The organism is Micromonospora fluostatini, from assembly GCF_050410825.1.
Classification (GTDB): Bacteria; Actinomycetota; Actinomycetes; order Mycobacteriales; family Micromonosporaceae; genus Micromonospora; species Micromonospora rosaria.
On sequence record NZ_CP191251.1, the window covers coordinates 489,097 to 509,463 of the forward strand.

General features: G+C 73.4%; 23 protein-coding genes. 11 read left to right on the forward strand and 12 right to left on the reverse strand.

The annotated features are described in order from the left end of the window. Positions 1–961: 961 nt before the first annotated feature. The 3 genes from ACQUFX_RS02185 to ACQUFX_RS02195 are packed head-to-tail and all read left to right on the forward strand — an operon-like array spanning position 962 to position 3,700. Entirely contained in the window at positions 962–1,813 is an 852-nt protein-coding gene (locus ACQUFX_RS02185) for an ABC transporter permease (protein ID WP_428964376.1), read from the forward strand. Next, complete coding sequence (locus tag ACQUFX_RS02190) at positions 1,806–2,648, forward strand: ABC transporter permease (protein WP_428964377.1); 843 nt, start codon at positions 1,806–1,808, stop codon at positions 2,646–2,648. The genes ACQUFX_RS02185 and ACQUFX_RS02190 overlap by 8 nt, the downstream gene beginning before the upstream one ends. After that, positions 2,645–3,700, forward strand: a complete 1,056-nt coding sequence (locus ACQUFX_RS02195) for an ABC transporter ATP-binding protein (protein WP_428964378.1) — start codon at positions 2,645–2,647, stop codon at positions 3,698–3,700. The genes ACQUFX_RS02190 and ACQUFX_RS02195 overlap by 4 nt, the downstream gene beginning before the upstream one ends. Here the strand turns inward: ACQUFX_RS02195 and ACQUFX_RS02200 are convergent. Beyond that, complete coding sequence (locus ACQUFX_RS02200) at positions 3,657–4,217, reverse strand: helix-turn-helix domain-containing protein (protein WP_428964379.1); 561 nt, start codon at positions 4,215–4,217, stop codon at positions 3,657–3,659. The two genes, ACQUFX_RS02195 and ACQUFX_RS02200, sit on opposite strands and share 44 nt — an antisense overlap. Before the next feature lie 65 nt (positions 4,218–4,282). Between ACQUFX_RS02200 and ACQUFX_RS02205 the strand changes: the two genes are divergently transcribed. Together ACQUFX_RS02205 and ACQUFX_RS02210 are read left to right on the forward strand one after the other, a co-directional pair. Next, positions 4,283–5,080, forward strand: a complete 798-nt coding sequence (locus ACQUFX_RS02205; RefSeq protein WP_428964380.1) for an AzlC family ABC transporter permease — start codon at positions 4,283–4,285, stop codon at positions 5,078–5,080. Next, entirely contained in the window at positions 5,074–5,382 is a 309-nt protein-coding gene (locus ACQUFX_RS02210) for an AzlD domain-containing protein (RefSeq protein WP_428964381.1), read from the forward strand. Before ACQUFX_RS02205 ends, ACQUFX_RS02210 begins: the two co-directional genes overlap by 7 nt. Positions 5,383–5,572: 190 nt before the next feature. Here ACQUFX_RS02210 and ACQUFX_RS02215 read toward each other — a convergent pair whose 3' ends face one another. From ACQUFX_RS02215 to nadA, 3 genes are all read right to left on the reverse strand, one after another. After that, a complete protein-coding gene (locus ACQUFX_RS02215; RefSeq protein ID WP_067367903.1) occupies positions 5,573–6,172 on the reverse strand; it encodes a DUF3043 domain-containing protein in 600 nt (199 codons plus the stop codon). 90 nt (positions 6,173–6,262) lie between these two features. Beyond that, positions 6,263–7,675: a UDP-N-acetylglucosamine 1-carboxyvinyltransferase gene (murA, locus tag ACQUFX_RS02220; RefSeq protein WP_245648369.1), complete on the reverse strand. Its 1,413-nt coding sequence runs from the start codon at positions 7,673–7,675 to the stop codon at positions 6,263–6,265. 157 nt (positions 7,676–7,832) lie between these two features. Then, the gene (gene nadA / locus ACQUFX_RS02225; RefSeq protein ID WP_428964382.1) at positions 7,833–9,032 is read right to left on the reverse strand and encodes a quinolinate synthase NadA; all 1,200 of its coding nucleotides are present in this window, start codon (positions 9,030–9,032) and stop codon (positions 7,833–7,835) included. A 66-nt stretch (positions 9,033–9,098) separates the two neighbouring features. Between nadA and ACQUFX_RS02230 the strand changes: the two genes are divergently transcribed. From ACQUFX_RS02230 to ACQUFX_RS02240, 3 genes are all read left to right on the forward strand, one after another. Next, on the forward strand, positions 9,099–10,238 hold the full coding sequence (locus ACQUFX_RS02230; RefSeq protein WP_428964383.1) for a glycerate kinase family protein: 1,140 nt from the start codon (positions 9,099–9,101) through the stop codon (positions 10,236–10,238). A 154-nt stretch (positions 10,239–10,392) separates the two neighbouring features. Continuing rightward, entirely contained in the window at positions 10,393–10,761 is a 369-nt protein-coding gene (gene erpA, locus ACQUFX_RS02235) for an iron-sulfur cluster insertion protein ErpA (protein WP_428964384.1), read from the forward strand. 202 nt (positions 10,762–10,963) lie between these two features. Then, positions 10,964–11,941: a carbohydrate kinase family protein gene (locus ACQUFX_RS02240; protein ID WP_428964385.1), complete on the forward strand. Its 978-nt coding sequence runs from the start codon at positions 10,964–10,966 to the stop codon at positions 11,939–11,941. Positions 11,942–12,105: 164 nt separating this feature from the next. On the opposite strand, the gene ACQUFX_RS02245 is transcribed toward ACQUFX_RS02240, so the two are convergent. From ACQUFX_RS02245 to ACQUFX_RS02260, 4 genes are all read right to left on the reverse strand, one after another. Then, on the reverse strand, positions 12,106–12,297 hold the full coding sequence (locus ACQUFX_RS02245; protein ID WP_428964386.1) for a DUF397 domain-containing protein: 192 nt from the start codon (positions 12,295–12,297) through the stop codon (positions 12,106–12,108). Between the two features lie 14 nt (positions 12,298–12,311). Beyond that, positions 12,312–13,157 carry a helix-turn-helix domain-containing protein gene (locus ACQUFX_RS02250; RefSeq protein WP_428964387.1) on the reverse strand — a complete coding sequence of 282 codons (846 nt, stop codon included), beginning with the start codon at positions 13,155–13,157 and terminating at the stop codon, positions 12,312–12,314. Positions 13,158–13,341: 184 nt separating this feature from the next. Further along, complete coding sequence (locus ACQUFX_RS02255) at positions 13,342–13,575, reverse strand: sulfurtransferase TusA family protein (RefSeq protein ID WP_428964388.1); 234 nt, start codon at positions 13,573–13,575, stop codon at positions 13,342–13,344. Then, positions 13,572–14,723, reverse strand: a complete 1,152-nt coding sequence (locus tag ACQUFX_RS02260) for a cysteine desulfurase family protein (RefSeq protein ID WP_428964389.1) — start codon at positions 14,721–14,723, stop codon at positions 13,572–13,574. The genes ACQUFX_RS02255 and ACQUFX_RS02260 overlap by 4 nt, the downstream gene beginning before the upstream one ends. A 173-nt stretch (positions 14,724–14,896) precedes the next feature. Between ACQUFX_RS02260 and ctaC the strand changes: the two genes are divergently transcribed. Both ctaC and ACQUFX_RS02270 read left to right on the forward strand, forming a co-directional pair. Next, complete coding sequence (ctaC, locus tag ACQUFX_RS02265) at positions 14,897–15,868, forward strand: aa3-type cytochrome oxidase subunit II (RefSeq protein ID WP_428964390.1); 972 nt, start codon at positions 14,897–14,899, stop codon at positions 15,866–15,868. An 11-nt stretch (positions 15,869–15,879) separates the two neighbouring features. Next, the gene (locus tag ACQUFX_RS02270; RefSeq protein WP_428964391.1) at positions 15,880–16,305 is read left to right on the forward strand and encodes a cytochrome c oxidase subunit 4; all 426 of its coding nucleotides are present in this window, start codon (positions 15,880–15,882) and stop codon (positions 16,303–16,305) included. 144 nt (positions 16,306–16,449) lie between these two features. On the opposite strand, the gene ACQUFX_RS02275 is transcribed toward ACQUFX_RS02270, so the two are convergent. From ACQUFX_RS02275 to ACQUFX_RS02290, 4 genes are all read right to left on the reverse strand, one after another. Next, on the reverse strand, positions 16,450–16,701 hold the full coding sequence (locus tag ACQUFX_RS02275) for a hypothetical protein (protein WP_428964392.1): 252 nt from the start codon (positions 16,699–16,701) through the stop codon (positions 16,450–16,452). 315 nt (positions 16,702–17,016) lie between these two features. After that, positions 17,017–18,063 (reverse strand): anthranilate phosphoribosyltransferase, encoded by a 1,047-nt coding sequence (gene trpD / locus ACQUFX_RS02280; protein WP_428964393.1) that lies wholly within the window; start codon positions 18,061–18,063, stop codon positions 17,017–17,019. 83 nt (positions 18,064–18,146) lie between these two features. Further along, positions 18,147–18,542: a hypothetical protein gene (locus ACQUFX_RS02285; protein ID WP_428964394.1), complete on the reverse strand. Its 396-nt coding sequence runs from the start codon at positions 18,540–18,542 to the stop codon at positions 18,147–18,149. A gap of 94 nt (positions 18,543–18,636) precedes the next feature. Continuing rightward, complete coding sequence (locus ACQUFX_RS02290; protein ID WP_428964395.1) at positions 18,637–19,614, reverse strand: cytochrome c oxidase assembly protein; 978 nt, start codon at positions 19,612–19,614, stop codon at positions 18,637–18,639. 108 nt (positions 19,615–19,722) lie between these two features. Here ACQUFX_RS02290 and ctaE point away from each other — a divergent pair, with 108 nt between their 5' ends. Next, positions 19,723–20,322, forward strand: coding sequence for an aa3-type cytochrome oxidase subunit III (ctaE, locus tag ACQUFX_RS02295; protein ID WP_067367938.1), 600 nt, complete (start codon positions 19,723–19,725; stop codon positions 20,320–20,322). Positions 20,323–20,367: the final 45 nt, after the last annotated feature.

Genomic DNA, 20,367 nt, shown 5'->3' on the forward strand with positions numbered 1-20,367 from the left:
ACCGGACGGGTGCCGTGACCGGGGCGGGGTGCCGGGGAGACCGGTGGGGTGCCGTAGCCGGCATCGGGCGCGGGTGAGACGGGTGGCGTGCCGTAGAGGGGCGCGGGTGAGACGGGCGGGGTGCCGTAGGTGGGTGCGGGGGAGACGGGACGAGACCCGTACTCGGGACGTTCGGGACGGGCGCGACGGCCGTCGTAGCGGTCGCGACCCCGGTCGCTGTCCCAGTCCCGGCCCAGGTCGCGGCTCCGGTCCCGGTCGTGGTCGCGGCCCTGGTCCCGGGTCCGGCCCTGGTCCCAGTCGCGACTCCGGTCGCGGGTGTGGTCGGGCTCGGGTCGGTGCCAGCCGGTCTCGCGGGACGGCGTGCGCTCCGGCGGAGCGGGCCGGCGTCCGGGCCGGTCCGCCTCGCCGCCGGTCGGCCAGCGGTCCGGGTCGGGGCGCGGCGACGTCGGCCGGTCGCGCTGCCAGGTCGGTTCCGCGTGGGGCCGGCGATACAACTCGTCGGAGCGGCGCGCGTCGCGCGGGTCGGGTCGCCCGCCCCCGGGGGCGGGCTGGTCGTCGGGGTCCTCGTCGTCCCAGACCCAGCCCACCCGGTACGTGCCGTCGGCGCGGGTCGGGGCCAGCGGCGGCACCTCGGCACGGCCCACGGCGGCGGCCCGGCCGGTGGGCGGGGGAGCGTACTGCACGCCGATGTCGCCCGGGTAGCGCTGGCCCGGGAACTGTGGCTGCCACTCGTTCGTCGGAGCGAAGACCCAGGACGGCTCGGCCGGGTCACGCCACCGGTCGACGTCGCCGCGACTCATCGGCGGGCCCCGTCGCAGCCCGCGTGGCGCGCCCCGGTGGCCGGCTCGCGTCGCTCGCTCACGGCGGTGTCACCTCGTCGGAATATTGTCGCGCTGGGCGCCCCACCCCCCGGTAGAGTCACGCGTCCGGTGCGGGATGGCTGCGGATGGAGGGTAGCGGCGTGGGCTCGGTCACCGCCACTGCGGCACCGTCCGCGCGTCCACACGTTATCCTACTGATTCGGACATTCGCCGCAATAGTCGGATCGGGTTTCCGGCGATACTCGACATACCGCCAGGCCACGGTGGCCGGAGTGGCGACCAACACGGTCTTCGGCATCCTCCGCTGTTACGTCCTGCTCGCCGTGGCCGGGGAGGCCGGCACGGCGGCCGGGTACGACCGGGCGCAACTCGTCACCTTCGTCTGGGCCGGGCAGGGGCTGCTGGCGGTCGTGCTGCTCTGGCGGTGGACGGAGTTGTCCGACCGGATCCGCACCGGCGAGATCGTCGCCGACCTGCTCCGGCCGGTCCACCCGGTGACCAGCTACCTCGCCGCCGACCTGGGCCGGGCCGGGTACGCCGGGCTGGCCCGGATGGTGCCCCCGCTGCTGGTCGGGCCGCTGCTGTTCGAGGTCCACCTGCCGGCCCGCTGGTCCACCGTGGCGTTCTTCGGCTGCTCCGTGCTCCTGGCGGTGGTGGTCTCCTTCGGCTGCCGGTACCTGGTCAACGCCACCGCCTACTGGCTCGGGGACGCCCGGGGGCCGCTGCTGCTCTGGACGCTCTGCTCCGCGGTGCTGGCCGGGCTCGCCTTCCCGTTGCGTTTCCTGCCGGAGTGGCTGTACGTGCCACTGTGGTTGCTCACCCCGTTCCCGAGCCTGCTCCAGGCCCCACTGGACGTACTGGTCGAACGGGACTCCCCGGCGATCCAGGCCGGCCTGGTCGGGGTGCAGCTCTGCTGGGCCGTCCTGCTGCTGGCCGGGTGCCGGTGGGTGCAGCGGCGGGCGGAGCGGCGGCTGGTGGTGCACGGTGGCTGAGCGGTGGCCGGCGGTCCGGCGCGGCGAGCGGGCCGGCGGGGCGCTGGTCGCGTACCGGGCCCTGCTGGGCGCGCAGGCGCGGGCGCAGACCACGTACCGGGCCTCGTTCGTGGTGGACCTGACCGGCAACGTCGGGGCCACCGTGTTCGACGTGCTGGCCGTCGTGGTGCTCTACGGCGTCACCCGGGAGTTGGGCGGCTTCACGCTGCGCGAGACGCTGGTCGTGGTCGGGCTCAGTGCCACCGCCTTCGCCCTGGCGGACCTGCTCTTCGGCAACGTCGAACGGCTGCCGGTGTACGTGCGCAGCGGGCTGTTCGACGCGGTGCTGCTGCGTCCGCTCGGCGCGCTGCCCCAACTGCTGCTGATGGACCTGCCGCTGCGCAAGGCGTCCCGGGCCGTGGTCGGGGTGGCGGTGCTGGTCGCGGCGGTCACCTCGGCGGGGATCGACTGGACGCCGGGGCGGGTCGTGCTGGTGGTGCTCGCCCCGCTCGCCGGGACGGTCTTCTTCGGCTCGATCTTCGTGGCCACCGCCACGCTCACGTTCTACTGGACCGAGTCGGGCGAACTGGCCAACTCGGTCACCTACGGAGGGCGGGACTTCACCTCGTACCCGGTCACGGTCTTCGAGGGTTGGTTCCGCGCGGCCTTCGCGTACGGCCTGGGGTTCGCCTTCGTCAGCTACCACCCGGCGCTGGCGCTGCTCGGCCGGGCCGACCCGCTGGGCCTGCCGGCCTGGGTCGGCTGGGTGTCGCCGGCGGTCGCGCTGGTCGCCGCCGGGGTCGCCGCGCTGCTCTGGCGCGCCGGCGTCCGTCACTACCGGAGTACGGGGTCATGACGATCATCGAGGCGTGCGACCTGCGCAAGGAGTTCCCCGTCCGGGTGAAGGTCGGCCGGTGGCGCCGGGCGCGGCGGACCGTGCGGGCGGTGGACGGAATCGACCTGCGGGTGGCCCGGGGCGAGACGCTCGGCTACATCGGCGCCAACGGCGCGGGCAAGTCGACCACGCTGAAGATGCTCACCGGCGTGCTAGCCCCGTCCGGCGGGACGGTCCGGGTCTGCGGCCTGCGCCCGGTGCCGGACCGGACCCGGCTGGCCCGCCGGATCGGGGTGGTCTTCGGCCAGCGGTCGCAGCTCTGGTGGGACCTGCCGTTGCGGGACTCCTTCGACCTGCTGCGGCACATCTACCGGGTACCGTCCGCCGAGCACGCGGCCCGGCTGCGCCGCTGCCGGGACCTGCTGGACCTGGACGCCTTCGCCGACACCCCGGTCCGGCAGCTCTCGCTGGGGCAACGGATGCGGGGCGAGTTGACCGCGGCGCTGCTGCACGGCCCGGAGGTGCTCTTCCTCGACGAGCCGACCATCGGACTGGACGTGGTGAGTCGGCAGGCGGTCCGGAGCTTCCTCGGCGAGCTGAGCCGGACCGGGGACACCACGCTGGTGCTCACCACCCACGACCTCGCCGACATCGAACGGCTCTGCCGGCGGCTCGTCGTGGTCGACCACGGTCGGGTGGCGCACGACGGCTCGATCGCCGACCTGCACGCCCGGTACGGCTCGCGCCGGCTGGTCGTGGCCGACCTGGACAGCGCGCCGGCCGCGCCACCGGTGCTGACCGGCGCGACCCTGCACCGGGTGGAGGCGGACGGGCACCGGCTGGTGTACGCCTGCGGGGCGGCGAGCGCGGCGCAGGTGGTGGGCGCCCTGGCCGGGCTGGTCCCGCTGCGCGACATCTCGATCGTGGAGCCGGACATCGAGGAGGTGGTGGCCCGGCTCTACCGCTCCCCGGCCGGCGAGGCCCCGGCGCGCGAGTCCCCGGCGGGCGAGTTCCCGGCCGGTGCCGGGCTCACGGGTGCTCCATCACCAGGACCGCGAACGTCCCCGGAGTGAGCGCCTCGTACCGGTGCGGGACGTCACCGGGGAAGGTCACGTAGTCGCCGGGGTCCAGGTCGACCAGGTCGGTGCCGGGCCCGGCGCGCAGCCGCCCGGCGGCCACCACGACGTGCTCGACGCTGCGCGGGGTGTGCGCCTCGGCGACCCGGACCTGCCCCGGCTCCAGCGCGATGACGTACACGTCCCGGCGGACGTGCGGTGACCCGGCGGCGAGCAACGTACTGGTGAAGTCGGCGTGCTCGGAGCGGACCCGGGGCCCCTCGCCGGCCCGGATCACCCGGACGGCGGGCGGGGTCGGCTCGACCAGCCGGCTGAACGGCACGTCGAGGGCCACCCCCAGGGCCCAGAGCGTCTCCACGCTCGGGTTGCCCAGCCCCGACTCCAACTGGGACAACGTCGACTTGGCGATCTTCGCCCGGCGGGCCAGCTCGGTCAGCGAGATGCCGGCGCGCTGTCGCTCGCGGCGCAGTGCCGCGGCGATGGTGGCCAGTGGGGGAGCGGGTTCGGTCGTCATGTTCGTTCCATCGTACCGTTTGTTCGGTTTGACGAACGACCCTGCGGCTGTTCATCATAACGAACATGCGTACGGCAGAGCGAACAGTGCGGGTCGGACCCGATCGCGCGGTGCTGCGCGACGTGGCCGCCATCGGCGCGGCGATGGTCGCGGTCGGCGCCTCGTTCGGCGCGATGGCGGTCGCCGCCGGCCTGCCCCTCTGGGCCCCGGTGGTCATGTCGATCCTGGTGTACGCCGGTGGGGCCCAGTTCATGGCCGTCGGCCTGGTGGCCGCCGGCAGCCCGGTCGCCGCGGTCCTCGCCGGCCTGCTGCTCAACGCGCGGCACCTGCCGTTCGGGCTGACCCTCGGCGGCACCATGGGTGGCCGACTCTGGCAGCGGCTGCTCGGCAGCCACCTGATGACCGACGAGACCACCGCGTTCACCCTGGCCCGCCCCGCCGGCCCGGCCCGCCGCCGCGCCTTCTGGATCGCCGCCACCCTGCTCTTCCTGGCCTGGAACCTCGGTACCCTGATCGGCGTGCTCGCCGGCGGCGCGCTCGGCGACCCGGCCGCCTTCGGGCTGGACGCGGCCTTCCCGGCCGGTCTGCTCGCCCTGCTGTTGCCGAGCCTGCGGGACCGCGACACCCGGCGGGTGGCCCTGGTCGGCGCGGCGCTGGCGGTGCTGACCACCCCGTTCCTCCCGGCCGGCCTGCCCGTGCTGCTCGCCCTCGGCGGCCTGCTCGTGCTCTTCCTGCCCCGCCGCTCCACCACCCCGCCGACCCCTGCCGCCCCGGATGATGCCGGCCCGGTCAATGGTGACGCGGTGGGCGTCGGGTCGGCGGCCGGGGCGCGGGCCGGGCGGCCGGAGGGGGCGCCGTGCTGATCGCGGTCATCCTCGCCCTGGCCGCCGGTACGTTCGGCCTGCGGCTCACCGGTGTGCTGCTGCGCGACCGGCTGGACCTGCCCGAGTGGTCCCGGCGGCTGCTGCCGGTCGGGGCCGCCGCGCTGCTCGCCGCGCTGGCCGCGACGGCGGCGCTGACCGAGGCGGCCCACTTCGCCGGGTACGCGCGCCCGGTCGGGGTGCTGGCGGGGGTGCTGCTCGCCTGGCGTCGTGCGCCGTTCGTCCTGGTGGTGGTGGCTGCGGCCGGGGTGACCGCCCTGCTCCGCCTGCTCGGCGTGCCCTGACCCGCTTCGGGCCCGGCCTGCCGGCCCGGGTGGGGCGGCGTAGGTGCCCGGCGGCCGCTGCGTGCCCGGCCACCGGGCTGCTCCGCGCACCGGCGTGCTGGGTCGGTCCACGTGTCGCCGCGCGCCCCCGGGTGTTAGGAAGGGGCCCTTCCTCTACAGAAAGCGTTAGGAAGGGGCCCCTCCTTACACGTCAGACCTTGTCGCCGAGCTTGACGCGGGGCTCGGGGGCGCGCATCCGGCGGAAGGTGATCGACCGCATGATCGCGTACAGGTAGAGCGAGCCCATCCGCTCGCCGCTGCGCGGGTAGCGTTCCCGGACCAGCTTCTTGATCTTCCGCGAGATCAGGATCGAGTCGATCACCACGCCGAGGGCCAGCGCTCCCCAGAGCAGGTTGGAGACCAGCCGGACGATCGGCGGCATCGCCGCGTTCGAGCCGATCAGCACGATCAGCGCGCCACCGAAGAACCAGGTGCCGATGGTGCGGCGGGAGTCGACCACGTTGCGGGCGAGGAGCCGCTCGGGGCCCCGGTCGCGCGGGCCGCCCTCCCGGCGGAACTCCGCCGCCGCCTCGGCCCGCAACTGGCGGCGACGTTCCTTCGCCTCCTCCTTGGTCAGCGGCTTGGTGGACCCGCCCGGTCGGCGGGCGGCACCCGGCCGCTTCGGCGTCTCACGGCCCTTCGCCGGCGTGTAGCCACGGGGCTGGGCGGCGACGGACTCGTCGTCGGTCGTCACCGGGGTGACGGACTCGTCGACGACGTCGGTGGACTTGCGGCGGAAGAGCGAGGGCACGCGGCAAGGGTAGCCAAACGCCCGCGCCCGGTGCACATCGGTGCGGTGGGCGCGGGCGGAGGTGAGCCAGGTCATGCCCGGCCGGTCGGGTCAGGGACGCTCGACGTGGGCGCCGAGGTCGGCCAGCTTCGCCTCGAAGTCCTCGTACCCTCGGTTGATCAGGTCGACGCCGTACACCCGGGAGGTGCCCTCGGCGGCGAGCGCCGCGATCAGGTGGCTGAACCCGGCGCGCAGGTCCGGGATGACCAGGTCGGCGGCGTGCAGCTTGCTCGGGCCGGCGATCACCGCGGAGTGCTTGAAGTTGCGCCGGCCGAACCGGCACGGGGTGCCACCCAGGCAGTCCCGGTACACCTGGATGTTGGCGCCCATGGTGTTCAGCGCCTCGGTGTAGCCCAGCCGCTGCTCGTACACCGTCTCGTGCACGATCGACAGGCCCCGGGCCTGGGTCAGCGCGACCACCAGGGGCTGCTGCCAGTCGGTCATGAACCCGGGGTGCACGTCGGTCTCCAGGGCGACCGACTTCAGCTCCCCGCCCGGGTGCCAGAACCGGATGCCGCCCTCCTGGCCCGGGTCGCCGAGCTTCGGCGGCCGGGCGTCGGTGACCTCGTACTCGCCGCCGACCGAGCGGAAGATGTTCAGGAAGGTCATCATGTCGGCCTGCTGGGCGCCGAGCACCTCGACGTGGCCCCGGGTGGCCAGGGCCGCCGCCGCCCAGCTCGCCGCCTCGATCCGGTCCGGGATCGGCCGGTGGGTGTACCCGTGCAGCTTCGGCACGCCCTGGATCTCGATCACCCGGTCGGTGTGCACCTTGATGATCGCGCCCATCTTCTGCAGGATGCAGATCAGGTCGATGATCTCCGGCTCCACGGCGGCGTTGCGCAGCTCGGTGACGCCCTCCGCCATCACGGCGGTGAGCAGCACCTGCTCGGTGGCGCCGACGCTCGGGTACGGCAGGGCGAACTTGGTGCCGTGCAGCCCGTTCGGGGCGGACAGGTGCAGCCCTTCCGGCCGCTTGTCCACGGTCGCCCCGAACTCGCGCAGCGCCTGCAGGTGGAAGTCGATCGGGCGCGGGCCGATGTGGCAGCCGCCCAGGTCGGGGATGAAGGCGTGGCCCAGCCGGTGCAGCAGCGGGCCGCAGAACAGGATCGGGATCCGGCTGGAGCCGGCGTGCACGTTGATCTGGTCGGTGCTGGCGCTCTCGACGTTGGCCGGGTCGAAGACCAGCTCGCCGTCCTCGTCGCCGTCGGTCACCTTGACCCCGTGCAGGCCGAGCAGCCCACGGACCACCTCGACGTCACGGATCCGCGGCACGTCGAACAGCCGGCTGGGGGTGTCGCCCAGCAGGGCGGCGACCATCGCCTTGGAAACCAGGTTCTTCGCGCCGCGCACGCGGATCCGCCCTTCCAGCGGACTTCCTCCGTGTACGACCAGGACGTCGTCGGTCAACGCAACCTCCAGCGCGTCGGTGCTGCCGTGTTGAGGGGTGGGGCCCACGATGGTCATCGCTACCCGGAACGCGGCCACGTCAAAAGAAGCCGCCGTTGTCGTCGCATCCGGCAGCATAGCCCTCGGTGACCAGAATGACTCGGTCACACCGCCTGCGGCGGCATGAATCGGTGAAACCGGTACGTCCCCGTACCAATGTTGTCACGAAACGTGATCAGGCCGCGCCCGGGGGTGGGGTGTCCGCGCCCGGCAGGGCGAGCATCTGGTCCAGCGCCACCCGGGCGTGGTGCGCGGTGTCCGCGTCCACGGTGATCTGGTTCACCACCCGCCCGGCGACCAGCTCCTCCAGGGCCCAGACCAGGTGCGGCAGGTCGATCCGGTTCATCGTCGAGCAGTAGCAGACCGCCCGGTCGAGGAACATGATCTGCTTGTCCGGGTGGGCCAGCGCCAGCCGGCGGACCAGGTTCAGCTCGGTGCCGACCGCCCACGCCGAACCGGCCGGGGCGGCCTCGATGGTCCTGATGATGTACTCGGTCGAGCCGACGTGATCGGCGGCGGTGACCACCTCGTGCCGGCACTCCGGGTGGACCAGCACGTTCACCCCCGGCACCCGCTCCCGGACGTCGTTGACGCTGTCCAGGGTGAACCGGCCGTGCACCGAGCAGTGCCCCCGCCAGAGGATCATCTTCGCGTCGCGGAGCTGCTCCGGGGTCAGCCCTCCGTTCGGCTTGTGCGGGTCGTAGAGGACGCAGTCGTCCAGCGACAGGCCCATCTCCAGCACGGCGGTGTTGCGGCCCAGGTGCTGGTCGGGCAGGAAGAGCACCTTCTCGCCCTGCTGGTACGCCCAGTCCAGGGCCCGGCGCGCGTTCGACGAGGTGCAGACCACCCCGCCGTTGCGCCCGACGAAGCCCTTGATGTCCGCCGAGGAGTTCATGTAGGTCACCGGGACGGTCCGCTCGGCGACGCCCAGGTCGGTCAGCACCTCCCAGGCCTTCTCGACCTGCGACAGCACCGCCATGTCCGCCATCGAGCAGCCGGCGGCCAGGTCGGGCAGGATCACCCGCTGCGCGTCCGTGGTGAGGATGTCGGCGCTCTCGGCCATGAAGTGCACGCCGCAGAAAACGATGTACTCCGCGTCCGGGCGGGCCGCCGCCTCCCGGGCCAGCTTGAACGAGTCGCCGGTGACGTCGGCGAACTGGATCACCTCGTCGCGCTGGTAGTGGTGGCCCAGCACGAAGACCTTCGTGCCCAGCGCCGCCTTCGCCGCCGCCGCGCGGGCCACCAGGTCCGGGTCGCTGGGCGCCGGCAGGTCCCCCGGGCACTCGACGCCGCGCTCGGTGGCAGGGTCACTGCCCCGGCCGAGCAGCAGCAGGGCAGTCGCGGTGTTGGAAGGTTCCACCCAGGTCGAAGTCACGTCCCCATGGTCCCACAGCGTGGCCGGGGCGGAACTTCTACCGCTGTGGCCTGCCACACTGCTCGGATGCGCGTGCTGCTCTGTCCGGACAAGTTCGCCGGCACCCTGCCGGCTCAGGAGGTGGCCGTCGCGGTCGCCGAGGGCTGGCGGGAGGTGGCCGAGGGCGACGACCTGGTGGTTCGGCCGCTGGCCGACGGCGGTCCCGGCTTCGTCGCGGTGCTCGCCGAGGCGCTCGGCGGGCGGCGGCTGCCGGTGTCGACCGTCGACCCGCTGGGCCGCCCGGCCGCCGGTGAGATCCTGCTCACCGCCGACGGCTCGACCGCGTACCTGGAGAGCGCCCAGGCGTGCGGGCTGCACCTGCTCGACCCCGCCGAACGCGACCCGAAGGCCACCACCTCGTACGGGCTGGGGCTGCTGGTCACCGCCGCCGTGGAGAGCGGCGCCCGGACGGTGGTGATCGGGCTGGGCGGCTCCGCCACCAACGACGCCGGAGCCGGGATGCTCACCGCGCTGGGCGCGACCCCGCTGGACGGGACCGGCCTCGCCCTGCCCTACGGGGGAGCGGCGCTGGCCGCCGTGGCCGCGCTGGACGGCACGCCCCGGCTGCGCGGCGCGACCCTGGTGGCCGCCACCGACGTCGACAACCCGCTGCTCGGGCTGCACGGGGCCAGCAACGTGTACGGCCCGCAGAAGGGGGCGAGCCGCGAGGACGTCCTGCTGCTCGACGCCGCCCTGGAGCGCTTCGCCGCCGTCCTCGAGAAGGACCTGCCGGGGTGCCCGCCGCAGCTCGGCGCGCTGCCCGGTGGCGGCGCGGCCGGCGGGCTGGGCGCGGCGGTGCTCGCCCTCGGTGGTCGCTGCGAGTCCGGTATCGGGCTGGTCACCCGGGCGATCGGCCTGGACGCCGCGCTCGACGCGTGCGACCTGGTGATCACCGGGGAGGGCTCCTTCGACCACCAGTCGCTGCGCGGCAAGGTGGTGGCCGGGGTGGCCGGCGCCGCCCGGGACCGGGGGGTGCCCTGCGTGGTGGTCGCCGGGCGGGTCAGCACCGGCCGCCGGGAGGCCGCCTCGGCCGGGGTGACCGACGCGTACAGCCTGGTGGAGCACTTCGGCGGGGAGGAGCGCGGCGGCGTCGAGGCGGCCATGGGCCGGCCCGCCGAGGGGCTGCGCGAGCTGGGCGCTCGGCTGGCCCGGCAGTGGAGCCGGTGAGCTGGGCCACCCCCGCGTGCGGGTGCCCGCTGCCCGGGTGGCGACGCCCGGGGCGGGCCTACAATCGAACACGGACCGCAGTGGGAATCACTGGACCGGCGGGTGACGTTGGCCAGAACGACGACCACACCTACGCGTGCAGGGAGAATTCCACGTGACCACGCCAGCGCAGACCGAGTCGACCGAGGCCAAGGCCCCTGTTTCCGTCGTCCTCACCGACGTCGCGGCGCAGAAGGTCAAGGCCCTGATCGAGCAGGAGGGCCGCGACGACCTGCGGCTGCGGGTCGCCGTGCAGCCGGGCGGCTGCTCCGGCCTGCGGTACCAGCTCTTCTTCGACGAGCGGTCGCTCGACGGTGACGTCGTCAGCGACTTCGGCGGCGTCGAGGTCGTCGTCGACCGGATGAGCGCCCCCTACCTGGCCGGGGCGACCATCGACTTCGCCGACCGGATCGACGCCCAGGGCTTCACCATCGACAACCCCAACGCGGGCAACTCCTGCGCCTGCGGCGACTCGTTCAGCTGAGTCGACGCACCCGGCCGACACGGCGGAGCCACCCCGGGCGGGGTGGCTCCGCCGTTCGCCGTCGGGGGGCCGTCCCATTTCCGCCACCGGGCGTTCCCACGGCGACCTGGGCAAGTCCGGTCCGCACCGCACGAGGCCGTCCGGTTTCCCGGGCGGACCGGTAGGCTGACCCGCGCCGTGCTGCCGACCGTCGAGGGTTGACATGAAGATCGCCGTTACCGGCTCGATCGCCACCGACCACCTGATGAGCTTCCCCGGTCGGTTCGCCGACCAGTTCATCGCGGATCAACTGGACAAGGTGTCGCTCTCCTTCCTCGTGGACGACCTGGTCGTCCGCCGGGGCGGGGTGGCGGCGAACATCGCCTTCGGGATGGGCCAGCTCGGCCTGCGCCCGGTGCTGCTCGGGGCGGTGGGCGCGGACTTCGCCGACTACCGCTCCTGGCTGGAGCGCCACGGCGTGGACTGTGACTCGGTGCACATCAGCGAGGTGGCGCACACCGCCCGCTTCGTCTGCACCACCGACACCGACATGTGCCAGATCGCCTCGTTCTACGCCGGGGCGATGGCCGAGGCGCGCAACATCGAGATCGCCCCGGTGGCGCAGCGGCTCGACGGGCTTGACCTGGTCCTGGTGGGCGCCAACGACCCGGCGGCGATGCTGCGGCACTCCGCCGAGTGCCGGGAGCGCGGGTACGCCTTCGTCGCGGACCCCTCCCAGCAGCTCGCCCGGATGGAGGGCTCGGACGTGGTCGGGCTGATCGAGGGCGCCGAGTACCTGATGACCAACGACTACGAGAAGTCCCTGCTGCAGAGCAAGGCCGGGCTCTCCGACGCCCAACTGCTCGACCTGGTCAAGGTCCGGGTCACCACGCTCGGCAAGAACGGTGTGGAGATCGTCGGCCGGGACGTCGAGCGGATCCACGTGCCGATCGCCCGGGAGGCCCGCGCGGTCGACCCGACCGGGGTCGGTGACGGGTTCCGGGCCGGCTTCTTCGCCGCCCTGTCCTGGGGGCTGGGCCTGGAGCGGGCCGCCCAGGTCGGCTCCCTGCTGGCCGCCCTGGTCCTGGAGACCGTCGGCACCCAGGAGTACGAGGTCCGGCGGGACCTGTTCGTCAAGCGCCTCGCCGAGTCGTACGGCGACACCGCCGCCGACGAGGTCCGCCCACACCTGCTCCCCTGACCCCTTCCCTTCCCGCCCCGCCCCGCGCCGTCCTCCGCGCCCGCGCCGTCCCGTCCCCGCGATCTTGCAGTTTGGGCCCCGACAGATGCCGTACATGCGACATTTCGCCGACCCGAACTGCGCGATCGCGGGCGGGGGCCTTGTGCGGGCGCGGGGTGGGGCGGTCAGCGGGTGGGGGGCGCGGCGGCGAAGGCCGCCCACGACGGCGGCGCGAAGGTGAGGGTCGGCCCCGACCGGTCCTTGCTGTCACGGACCGCCACGAGGTCGGGCAGGTACGCGCACTCCACGCAGTCGCCGTTGTTGGCGCTGCGGCTGCTGGTGAACCAGTAGGCGGTGGCGAGGTCAGGGGTGTCCACGGCAGCCTCCGGGATCAGGCGCCAGCGTGCTCCCGGATCAACGCGCGCGACTCGGCAGGGGAGAGCGCGACCTGGCGCAGGTTGTCGGCCACCATGCTATACGTCCGTACCCCGTCCGGGTCCTGTACGTACATCGCCCCGTCCAGCAGTTCGGTGTAGGCGATCGGCCGCACGTGGGCGAAGTCGAGCACGACGAACTTGCCCACCGGCGTCGCCGAATGTGATCCGTCCTCGGGTCGGAGCACCTGAACGGTGACGTTCGGCCGCTCGGCCATCGCGGCGAGGTGACGCAACTGGGCGCGTCGGGTCTCGTCACCGTTGACCCGCAGTCGCAGCGCCGCCTCGCCGATCACCGCGTGCAGGGTCAGCGGCTCGTCGTCGGTGAGCCGGCGGGCCCGTGCCTGCCGGAAGGAGACGAACCGCTCGGCGTGGTCGGGGCGGACGAAGCCGGTGCCCAGGGTCAGCGCCTGCGCGTACTCCTCGGTCTGCAACAGTCCCGGGATCACCATCGACTCGAAGACGAACGCGCCGTCGGCCAGGCCCTCCAGCCCGACGTAGGTCTTGAACCAGTCCGGCATCACGTTGGCCCAGGGCGCCCACCAACTTCGCGCGTCGGAGCGCTGGGCCAGTGTGGTGAGCCGGTCGATGGCGATCTGCTCGGCGCCGCAGGCCCGCAGCACCGTCGCGATGTCCTCGGGGAACTGCTGGTAGCGGCCCATCTCCATGTGCCCGAGCTTCGGCTTGCCGATGCCGGTGCGGCTGGCGAGCTCGCTCAGCGTCAGCGGCACCTCGCGGCGGTAGCGGCTCAACTCCGCCCCGATCAGCCAGCGCAGTGCGGACGGGTCGGTCCGGGTCCCCATCGATCACCTCCGGTGCGAATGGCGCCCGGTCATCATGCTGTCACTCCTTCCGCAACGCAAGCTCGTTAGCTATACGTATATCTATCCACGCCTGCTCTGGCTCGACGCCCCGCTTGCTTCTCCGCTCCACCGGCGGTGAGAGGGGAACCCTTCTCTACCGTAGGCGTTAATAAGGTGCCCTTCCTTACACCGAGCGGCGGACGTCGTAGCCGGGGCCGTCCGGGCCGGTGATCCTGCCGACGAACTCCTGCCCGCGCATCCGGCACCAGGCGGGGATGTCCACCGCCGCCGCCGGGTCGTCGGCGAGCACCCGTACCACCGTGCCCACCGGCAGCTCGGGCAGCCGGCGGGCGACCGCGATCACCGGCAGCGGGCAGCGCTGGCCACGGCAGTCGAGGAGTTCGGCGGGAATGGTCACAGCCCCACCACCCCCGCCTCGGCCCGCAGTCCGGCGATCACCTGGGGCAGTTCGGCGAGGAACCGGTCCACCTCCGCCGCCGTGGTCTCCCGGTGCAGGCTGACCCGGACGTTGCCGTGCGAGAGCACCCCCATCGCCTCCAGCACGTGCGAGGGGCGCAGCGTCGAGGAGGTGCACGAGGAGCCGGAGGAGACCGCGAAGCCCCGCCGGTCCAGCGCGTGCAGCAGCGCCTCCCCGTCCACGTACAGGCAGGAGAAGGTGACCAGGTGGGGCAGCCGGTCCGCCGGGTCGCCGACCACCTCGACGTCGGGTACCTCGGCGGCGACCCGGGCCCGGATCAGGTCCACCAGCGGGGCCAGCCGGGCGGCCTCCGCCGCCGCGTCGGCCGCCACCGCGCGCAGGCTCGCCGCCGCGGCCACCACCGCCGGCAGGTTCACCACCCCCGGGGTACGCCCGGCCTCCCGCTCGTCGGCCGGCCAGGGCGACTCCCAGCGGGTGCCCTTGCGGACCACCAGCAGGCCCACCCCGGGTGGCCCGCCCCACTTGTGCGCGCTGGCGGTCAGGATCGACCAGCCCGCCGGCACCGGCAGCCGGCCCACCACCTGGGCGGCGTCGACGGCCAGCGGTACCCCGGCGGCGGCGCAGGCCGCCCCCGCCTCGGCGACCGGCTGGACGGTACCCACCTCGTGGCTCGCGGCGATCAGCGCGGCCACCGCCACCCCGGGCGCGGCCACCGCCGCCGACCAGGCCTCGCGGTCCAGCCGGCCGAGCCGGTCCACCGGCACCGACACCGCCGTGCCGCCGTCGGCGACGTGCCGCTGCGCGGCGTGCAGCACCGCCGAGTGCTCGATCGCCGAGTGCACCAGCGTGTCCCCGGCCCGGCGTCGCCCGGCCAGGCCGCCGAGGACGGCGGAGTGCGCGGCGGCGGTACCGCCGGGGGTGAAGGAGAGTTCGTCGGGCCGGACGCCGAGGGTCTGCGCGGTGGCCTCCCGGGCGGCGTCGAGGAGTTGCCGGGCCCGGCGGGCCCGGGCGTAGAGCTTGGCCGGGTCGGCCCAGCCGTCGTCGAGCGCGGCCAGCAACGCCTGTCGGGCGACCGGATGCAGCGGCGCGGCGGTGGCCGCGTCCAGGTAGACCGGGGGAGCGCTCACGGAAGGCAACGCTACCGCGCGGAGGCGCCACAAGATCCCCCGACGGGGCGGACGACGACCCCCAAGGCCGTGGAGTCCCTCTAGGTCGAGTAATCTGCGACCGTCGGTGACGCCTTTGCCGCCGGTGTCCTGGGGGAATCCCACACCGCGGCGCGCTAGGGAGGCAGGACCAGGTGGTCGCAAGGAGTTCGGAGGTACGGCCCTCGGCCGTACGGCACAACGCTTCTCCGGGAGCCGGTCGGCGCCGGCGGCGTGGTGCTGGTCGGGTCGCCGGGCTCGGCCTCGGAGCGGTGGCGCTGCTGGTCACGCTCACCGGCTGCGACGTCGGGGCGGCCTTCGGCGGCTTCGGCTGGCCGCAGGGCGGCATCACGCCGGAGTCCCGCCGGATGTACGACCTCTGGATCGCCTCCTGCATCGCGGCGCTCGCCGTCGGTGTCTTCGTCTGGGGCCTGATCTTCTGGTGCGTGGTGCGCTACCGGAAGCGGGGCAACGAGCTGCCGGTGCAGACCCGTTACAACCTGCCGATGGAGTTCCTCTACACCATCGCGCCGATCCTCGTCGTCTCGGTGCTCTTCTACTACACGGCGATCGTGCAGACCGACGTGAACAAGGAGTCGGCCAACCCCGACGTCACCGTCGAGGTCGTCGCCTTCAAGTGGAACTGGCAGTTCAACTACCGCGACGGCCAGGGCGAGGACGCCAACACCGTGGCGTCGGTGCTCGGCACCAGCGAGGTCATCCCGGTGCTCGTGCTGCCGACCGAGCGGTCGATCCGGTTCGAGGAGACCAGCCGCGACGTCATCCACTCGTTCTGGGTGCCGGAGCTGCTGTTCAAGCGGGACGTCTTCCCCGGCAAGATCCGTAACTCGTTCGAGGTCTCGGAGCTGCTCCAGGAGGGCGCGTACGTCGGGCGCTGCGCCGAGCTGTGCGGCAGCTACCACGCCTTCATGAACTTCGAGCTGCGCGTCGTCTCGCCCGAGCGGTACGAGCAGTTCCTCGCCGCCAAGCAGGACGGTCGGTCGACGCAGGAGGCCCTCCAGTCCATCGGTGAGGAGCCCCTCGCCACGACCACGAAGCCGTTCGACACGCGCCGGACGGCGAGCAACTTCAACCCGGACAACGCTCCGGCCGGCGCGGGAAGCTGAGGGGTACGCCCATGAAGACCGAGTGGCGGATCTTCCTGATCATCGCTGTCTTCCTGGCCGGCACCGCCGTGCTCTACGGCGCGTGGACGGCCGGGGACACCGGGCACATCGAGTGGATCGGCACCACCGCCCTGACGCTCTCCTTCCTGCTCTGCGCGATGTGCGGCGGCTTCTTCTGGTTCGTCTCCCGCCGCATCGAGCTGCGCCCGGAGGACCGTCCGGACGCGGAGATCGCCGACGGCGCGGGCGAGGTCGGCTTCTTCAGCCCGGGTAGCTACTGGCCGTTCGGCCTGGCCCTGGCCGCCTCGATCGCCGGTCTCGGGCTGGTGTTCTGGCAGCTCTGGCTGCTCGGGATGGGGCTGGTCCTGGTCATCTTCGCCGTCTCCGGCCTGCTCTTCGAGTACTACAGCGGCACCCGGCGGACCGCCGAGCACTGACCGGCCCCGCTGCGTCGTCCACGTCGAAGCCCGCGCCCCGATCCGGGGGCGCGGGCTTCGACGTGTCGGCGGTGACGCCCTCGCCGGTGCGGCGGTGCGCCGGCTGCGGGCCGCGCGGACGGCCGGCAGCGGGGGGACCGCCGGTCAGGCGGCGTGGCGGGGGGAACCGCGTCGGGTGGTGGCGCGGGGCCGGCTGCCGACCGGGGAGCCGGTGGGCCGGTGCCGCCGGGCGGCGGGCCGGGGCGCGGGACCGGGCGGGGCGCCGAGGAGCAGCGCCGCGCCGCAGCGGGTGCAGGCCCGTTCGGGGCAGTCGGCGCCGTGGCCGTCGCGGCACGGCGGCACCTCGAAACGCTGGACGCTCCCGCAGGTGTCGCAGTGGAACTCCTGGTCCGGCACGGTGCTCCGCCTCCTCGCTCCGCCGGCCCACCGGCCGGACCGCGCCTGCGCGTCGGGGCCGGGTGGGCGTCGGGGCTCAGCGGGTGACCCGCGAACGGCCTGGTGGACGGCCCGGCTCCGACACGGCGGCGCGGGAACTACTCCCGTGTAGTTTCGCACGCAGGTAAGACAGTCGCCCGGCTCGGCCCGGGACCGCCGGCCGTCGACCGGCGGGCGGCGGGCGGCCGGAGCCGACCGGGTGGCAGCCGCCCGGCCGTCGGCCGGTGGGCGGTAGCGGGCCGGGTCCGGGTCCGGGTGGGTCCGGCTCGGGGTGGGTCAGGCGGAGCGGGCGGTCTCGATCCAGCGGTCCAGGGTGCGCGCGGCGGAGCCGGAGTCGATGGACTCGGCGGCCCGGACCATCCCGGCGCGCAGCGCCTCGGTCAGGTCGCCGTCCAACGGCCCCTGGGTGGCCACCGCCACCGCCGCGTTCACCAGTACGGCGTCGCGGACCGGGCCCGGCTCGCCGGCCAGCAGCCGCCGGGCCACGTCCGCGTTGTACGCGGCGTCACCGCCACGCAGGTCGCCGGGGGTGGACCGGGGGACCCCGAGGTCGACCGCGTCGAGCAGGGCCGCTCTGACGGTGCCGTTCTGGGCCACCCAGACCCGGGTCGGCGCGGCGGTGGTGAACTCGTCCAGGCCGTCCTCGCCGCGCATCACCACCGCCGAGTCGCCCCGGGCGGCGAAGACGCCGGCCATCACCGGCGCCATCCGCAGGTCGAAGCAGCCGATCGCGCCGGACCGGGGCCGGGCCGGGTTGGCCAGCGGGCCGAGGAAGTTGAACGCGGTCGGCACGCCCAACTCGCGTCGGACCGGGCCGGCGTGCCGGAAGCCCGGGTGGAACCGGGGGGCGAAGCAGAAGCCGATGCCGGCCTCGACCACGCAGTGGGCCACCTGAGCGGGGTCGAGGTCGAGCGGGACGCCGAGGAACTCCAGCAGGTCGGCGGTGCCGCAGGAGGACGAGGCGGCCCGGTTGCCGTGCTTGACCACGCGTACCCCGGCGCCGGCCACCACCAGCGCGGTCATCGTGGAGATGTTCACCGTGTGGGCGAGGTCACCGCCGGTGCCGACCACGTCGAGCGCGGTGGCCCGGATCTCCTCGGGCAGCTCGACCGGGACCGCGCGGGTCAGCATCGCCTCCACCAGGCCGGCCAGCTCGGCCGAGGTCTCGCCCTTGGCCCGCAGCGCGGTGGCGAAGCCGGCGATCTGGGCCGGGGTGGCCGCACCGGACATGATCTCGCCCATCGCCCATTCGGTGTCGGCGGTGGCGAGTTCCTCCGCCCGCAGCAGCGTGGCGATCAGGTGCGGCCAGGTCCGTTCGCCCATGGTGGGCCTCCCGAGCGGGCGTGGGGTGCGGGGTGTGGTGGGGTACGGGGCCGCGCGGCGACGGGCCGCGCCGGCCGGCGCGCTCAGGCCGGGGCGTGGGCGCGGAGCAGCTCGGCGACCGTCGCGCCGGTGGTCACCGGGTCGAGCGGGTGCACCAGCGTGGCCTCGACCTGGGCGTACGCGGCGAGCCAGCGGTCCGCCGAGCGGGCGATCACCAGGCAGACGGGGGGCGTGTCGTCCCGGTCGTCCTTGATCTGGCGGGCGATGCCGATGCCGCCGGCCGGGGTCGCCTCGCCGTCGAGCAGCAGCAGGTGGATCTCGTAGTCGTCGAACAGCCGGATGCACTCGTCGTAGCTGGCGGCGTCGACGAACTCGACCGTGAGGCCGGGCGCGGGCCGGGTGCCGACGGCGAGCCGCATCTGGTCGCGGACCCGCGGGTCGTCGCTGTAGAGCAGGACGGTGTAATGACGATCGCTCATCGCTGGCTGGCTCCCACGTCGTAGCTGCCCGCCGATCGTACCGGTCGGTGTGTCCGGGGCGACGTCCCGCCCGGGGCGGACCGCCGGCCGCCGGTCACCCGACGGACTGCGCGGCCCGTTCCCGGGCCTCCTGGCGATCGAGTTCGCGGTCGATCCGGCGGGCCTCCCGTTCGGACTGGCGCACCCACTGGACGACCAGCACGGCGAGCATCGTCACACTGACGAACTCGCCACCGGCCCAGAGGATGCCGCCGGCCACCACCTGGTCCTCCCAGGGGTCCGCCCAACCGAGGTTGAGCGACGGGTACCAGTCGCCGCCGAAGAGTGTGCTGCTCTGCATGATGGTGAGCCCGAGCACGGTGTGGAACGGCACCGACAGCAGCATCAGCAGCGCCCGGCCGGGGTACGGCCAGCGGGTCGGCAGCGGGTCGAGGCCGAGCAGCGGCCAGAAGAACACGCAGCCGGTCATGATGAAGTGCGCGTGCACCACCTCGTGCGCCCAGGCGTGCTCCAGCGTGTAGCGGTACAGGTCGGTGAAGTAGAGCACGAACGGGTTCACCACGAAGATGGCGAACGCCACCAGCGGGTAGCTGTAGATCTTGGCGACCCGGCTGTGCAGCACGGCCAGCAGGCGCTTGCGCGGCCGGACCGGCAGGGTGCGCAGGGCCAGCGTGATCGGCGCGCCGAGGGCCAGGAAGATCGGCGCGACCATGGAGAGCACCATGTGCTGGACCATGTGCACCGACAGCAGCGTGGTGTCGTAGGCGTGCAGCCCGCTGACGGTGACCGAGGCGATCCCGCCCAGCCCCGGCCCGAGGAAGAAGATCGTCCGGGCCACCGGCCACCGGTCGCCGCGCATCCGCAGCCGGTACACGCCGTAGAGGTAGAGCCCGGCGGCGAGGACCAGCCCGAGCGCCAGCCAACTGTCCAGCCGGGTCTCGGTGAACACGGCGGTGACGCTGAACGGCGGGGGCCCCGGTTCGGCGGGGGCGGCGAGCCCCGCCACCGGCGGGGCGGGGGCCGTGCCCACCGCCGCGCGGAGGGCGCTGAAGATCGGATCGACGTGCAGCACGCTTTTCAGGCTAGGCCAGGCGAAGCGGACCTGGTCCGGGGGGCCACGAAAGGCGTCGGATCGCGACCCCGCTGATCGCCGGTCCATGTCACGGGCAATAATGACCGCGTGACTGCGGCCCCAGCCATTGACAAGAGCCGGATCCACTCCCTGACCCGACCCAACATGGTCAGCGTGGGGACGATCGTCTGGCTCTCCAGCGAACTCATGTTCTTCGCGGCGCTCTTCGCGATGTACTTCTCCATCCGCGCGGCGGCACCGGAGCAGTGGGCGGAGCACACCCAGGTGCTCGACGTGCGCTACGCGACCATCTTCACGGTGATCCTGGTCGCGTCCTCGATCACCTGCCAGCTCGGTGTGTTCGCCGCCGAGAAGGGCGACGTGCACGCCCTGCGGCGCTGGTTCACGATCACCTTCGTGATGGGCCTGATCTTCATCATCGGCCAGGTCAACGAGTACGTGACCCTGGTCGGTCACGGCGTCAAGATCAACGGAGACGGGTACGGGTCGGTCTTCTACCTGACCACCGGCTTCCACGGCCTGCACGTCGCCGGTGGTCTCGTCGCCTTCCTCATCTTCATGGTCCGCACCACCATGGGCCGGTTCACCCCGGCCCAGGCCACCTCCGCGATCGTCGTGTCGTACTACTGGCACTTCGTCGACGTGGTGTGGATCGGGCTCTACGGCATGATCTACTGGCTCCAGTGATCTTGGCGTCGCCGCCGACCGCGCCGCCGCTCCCTTCCTGAGACA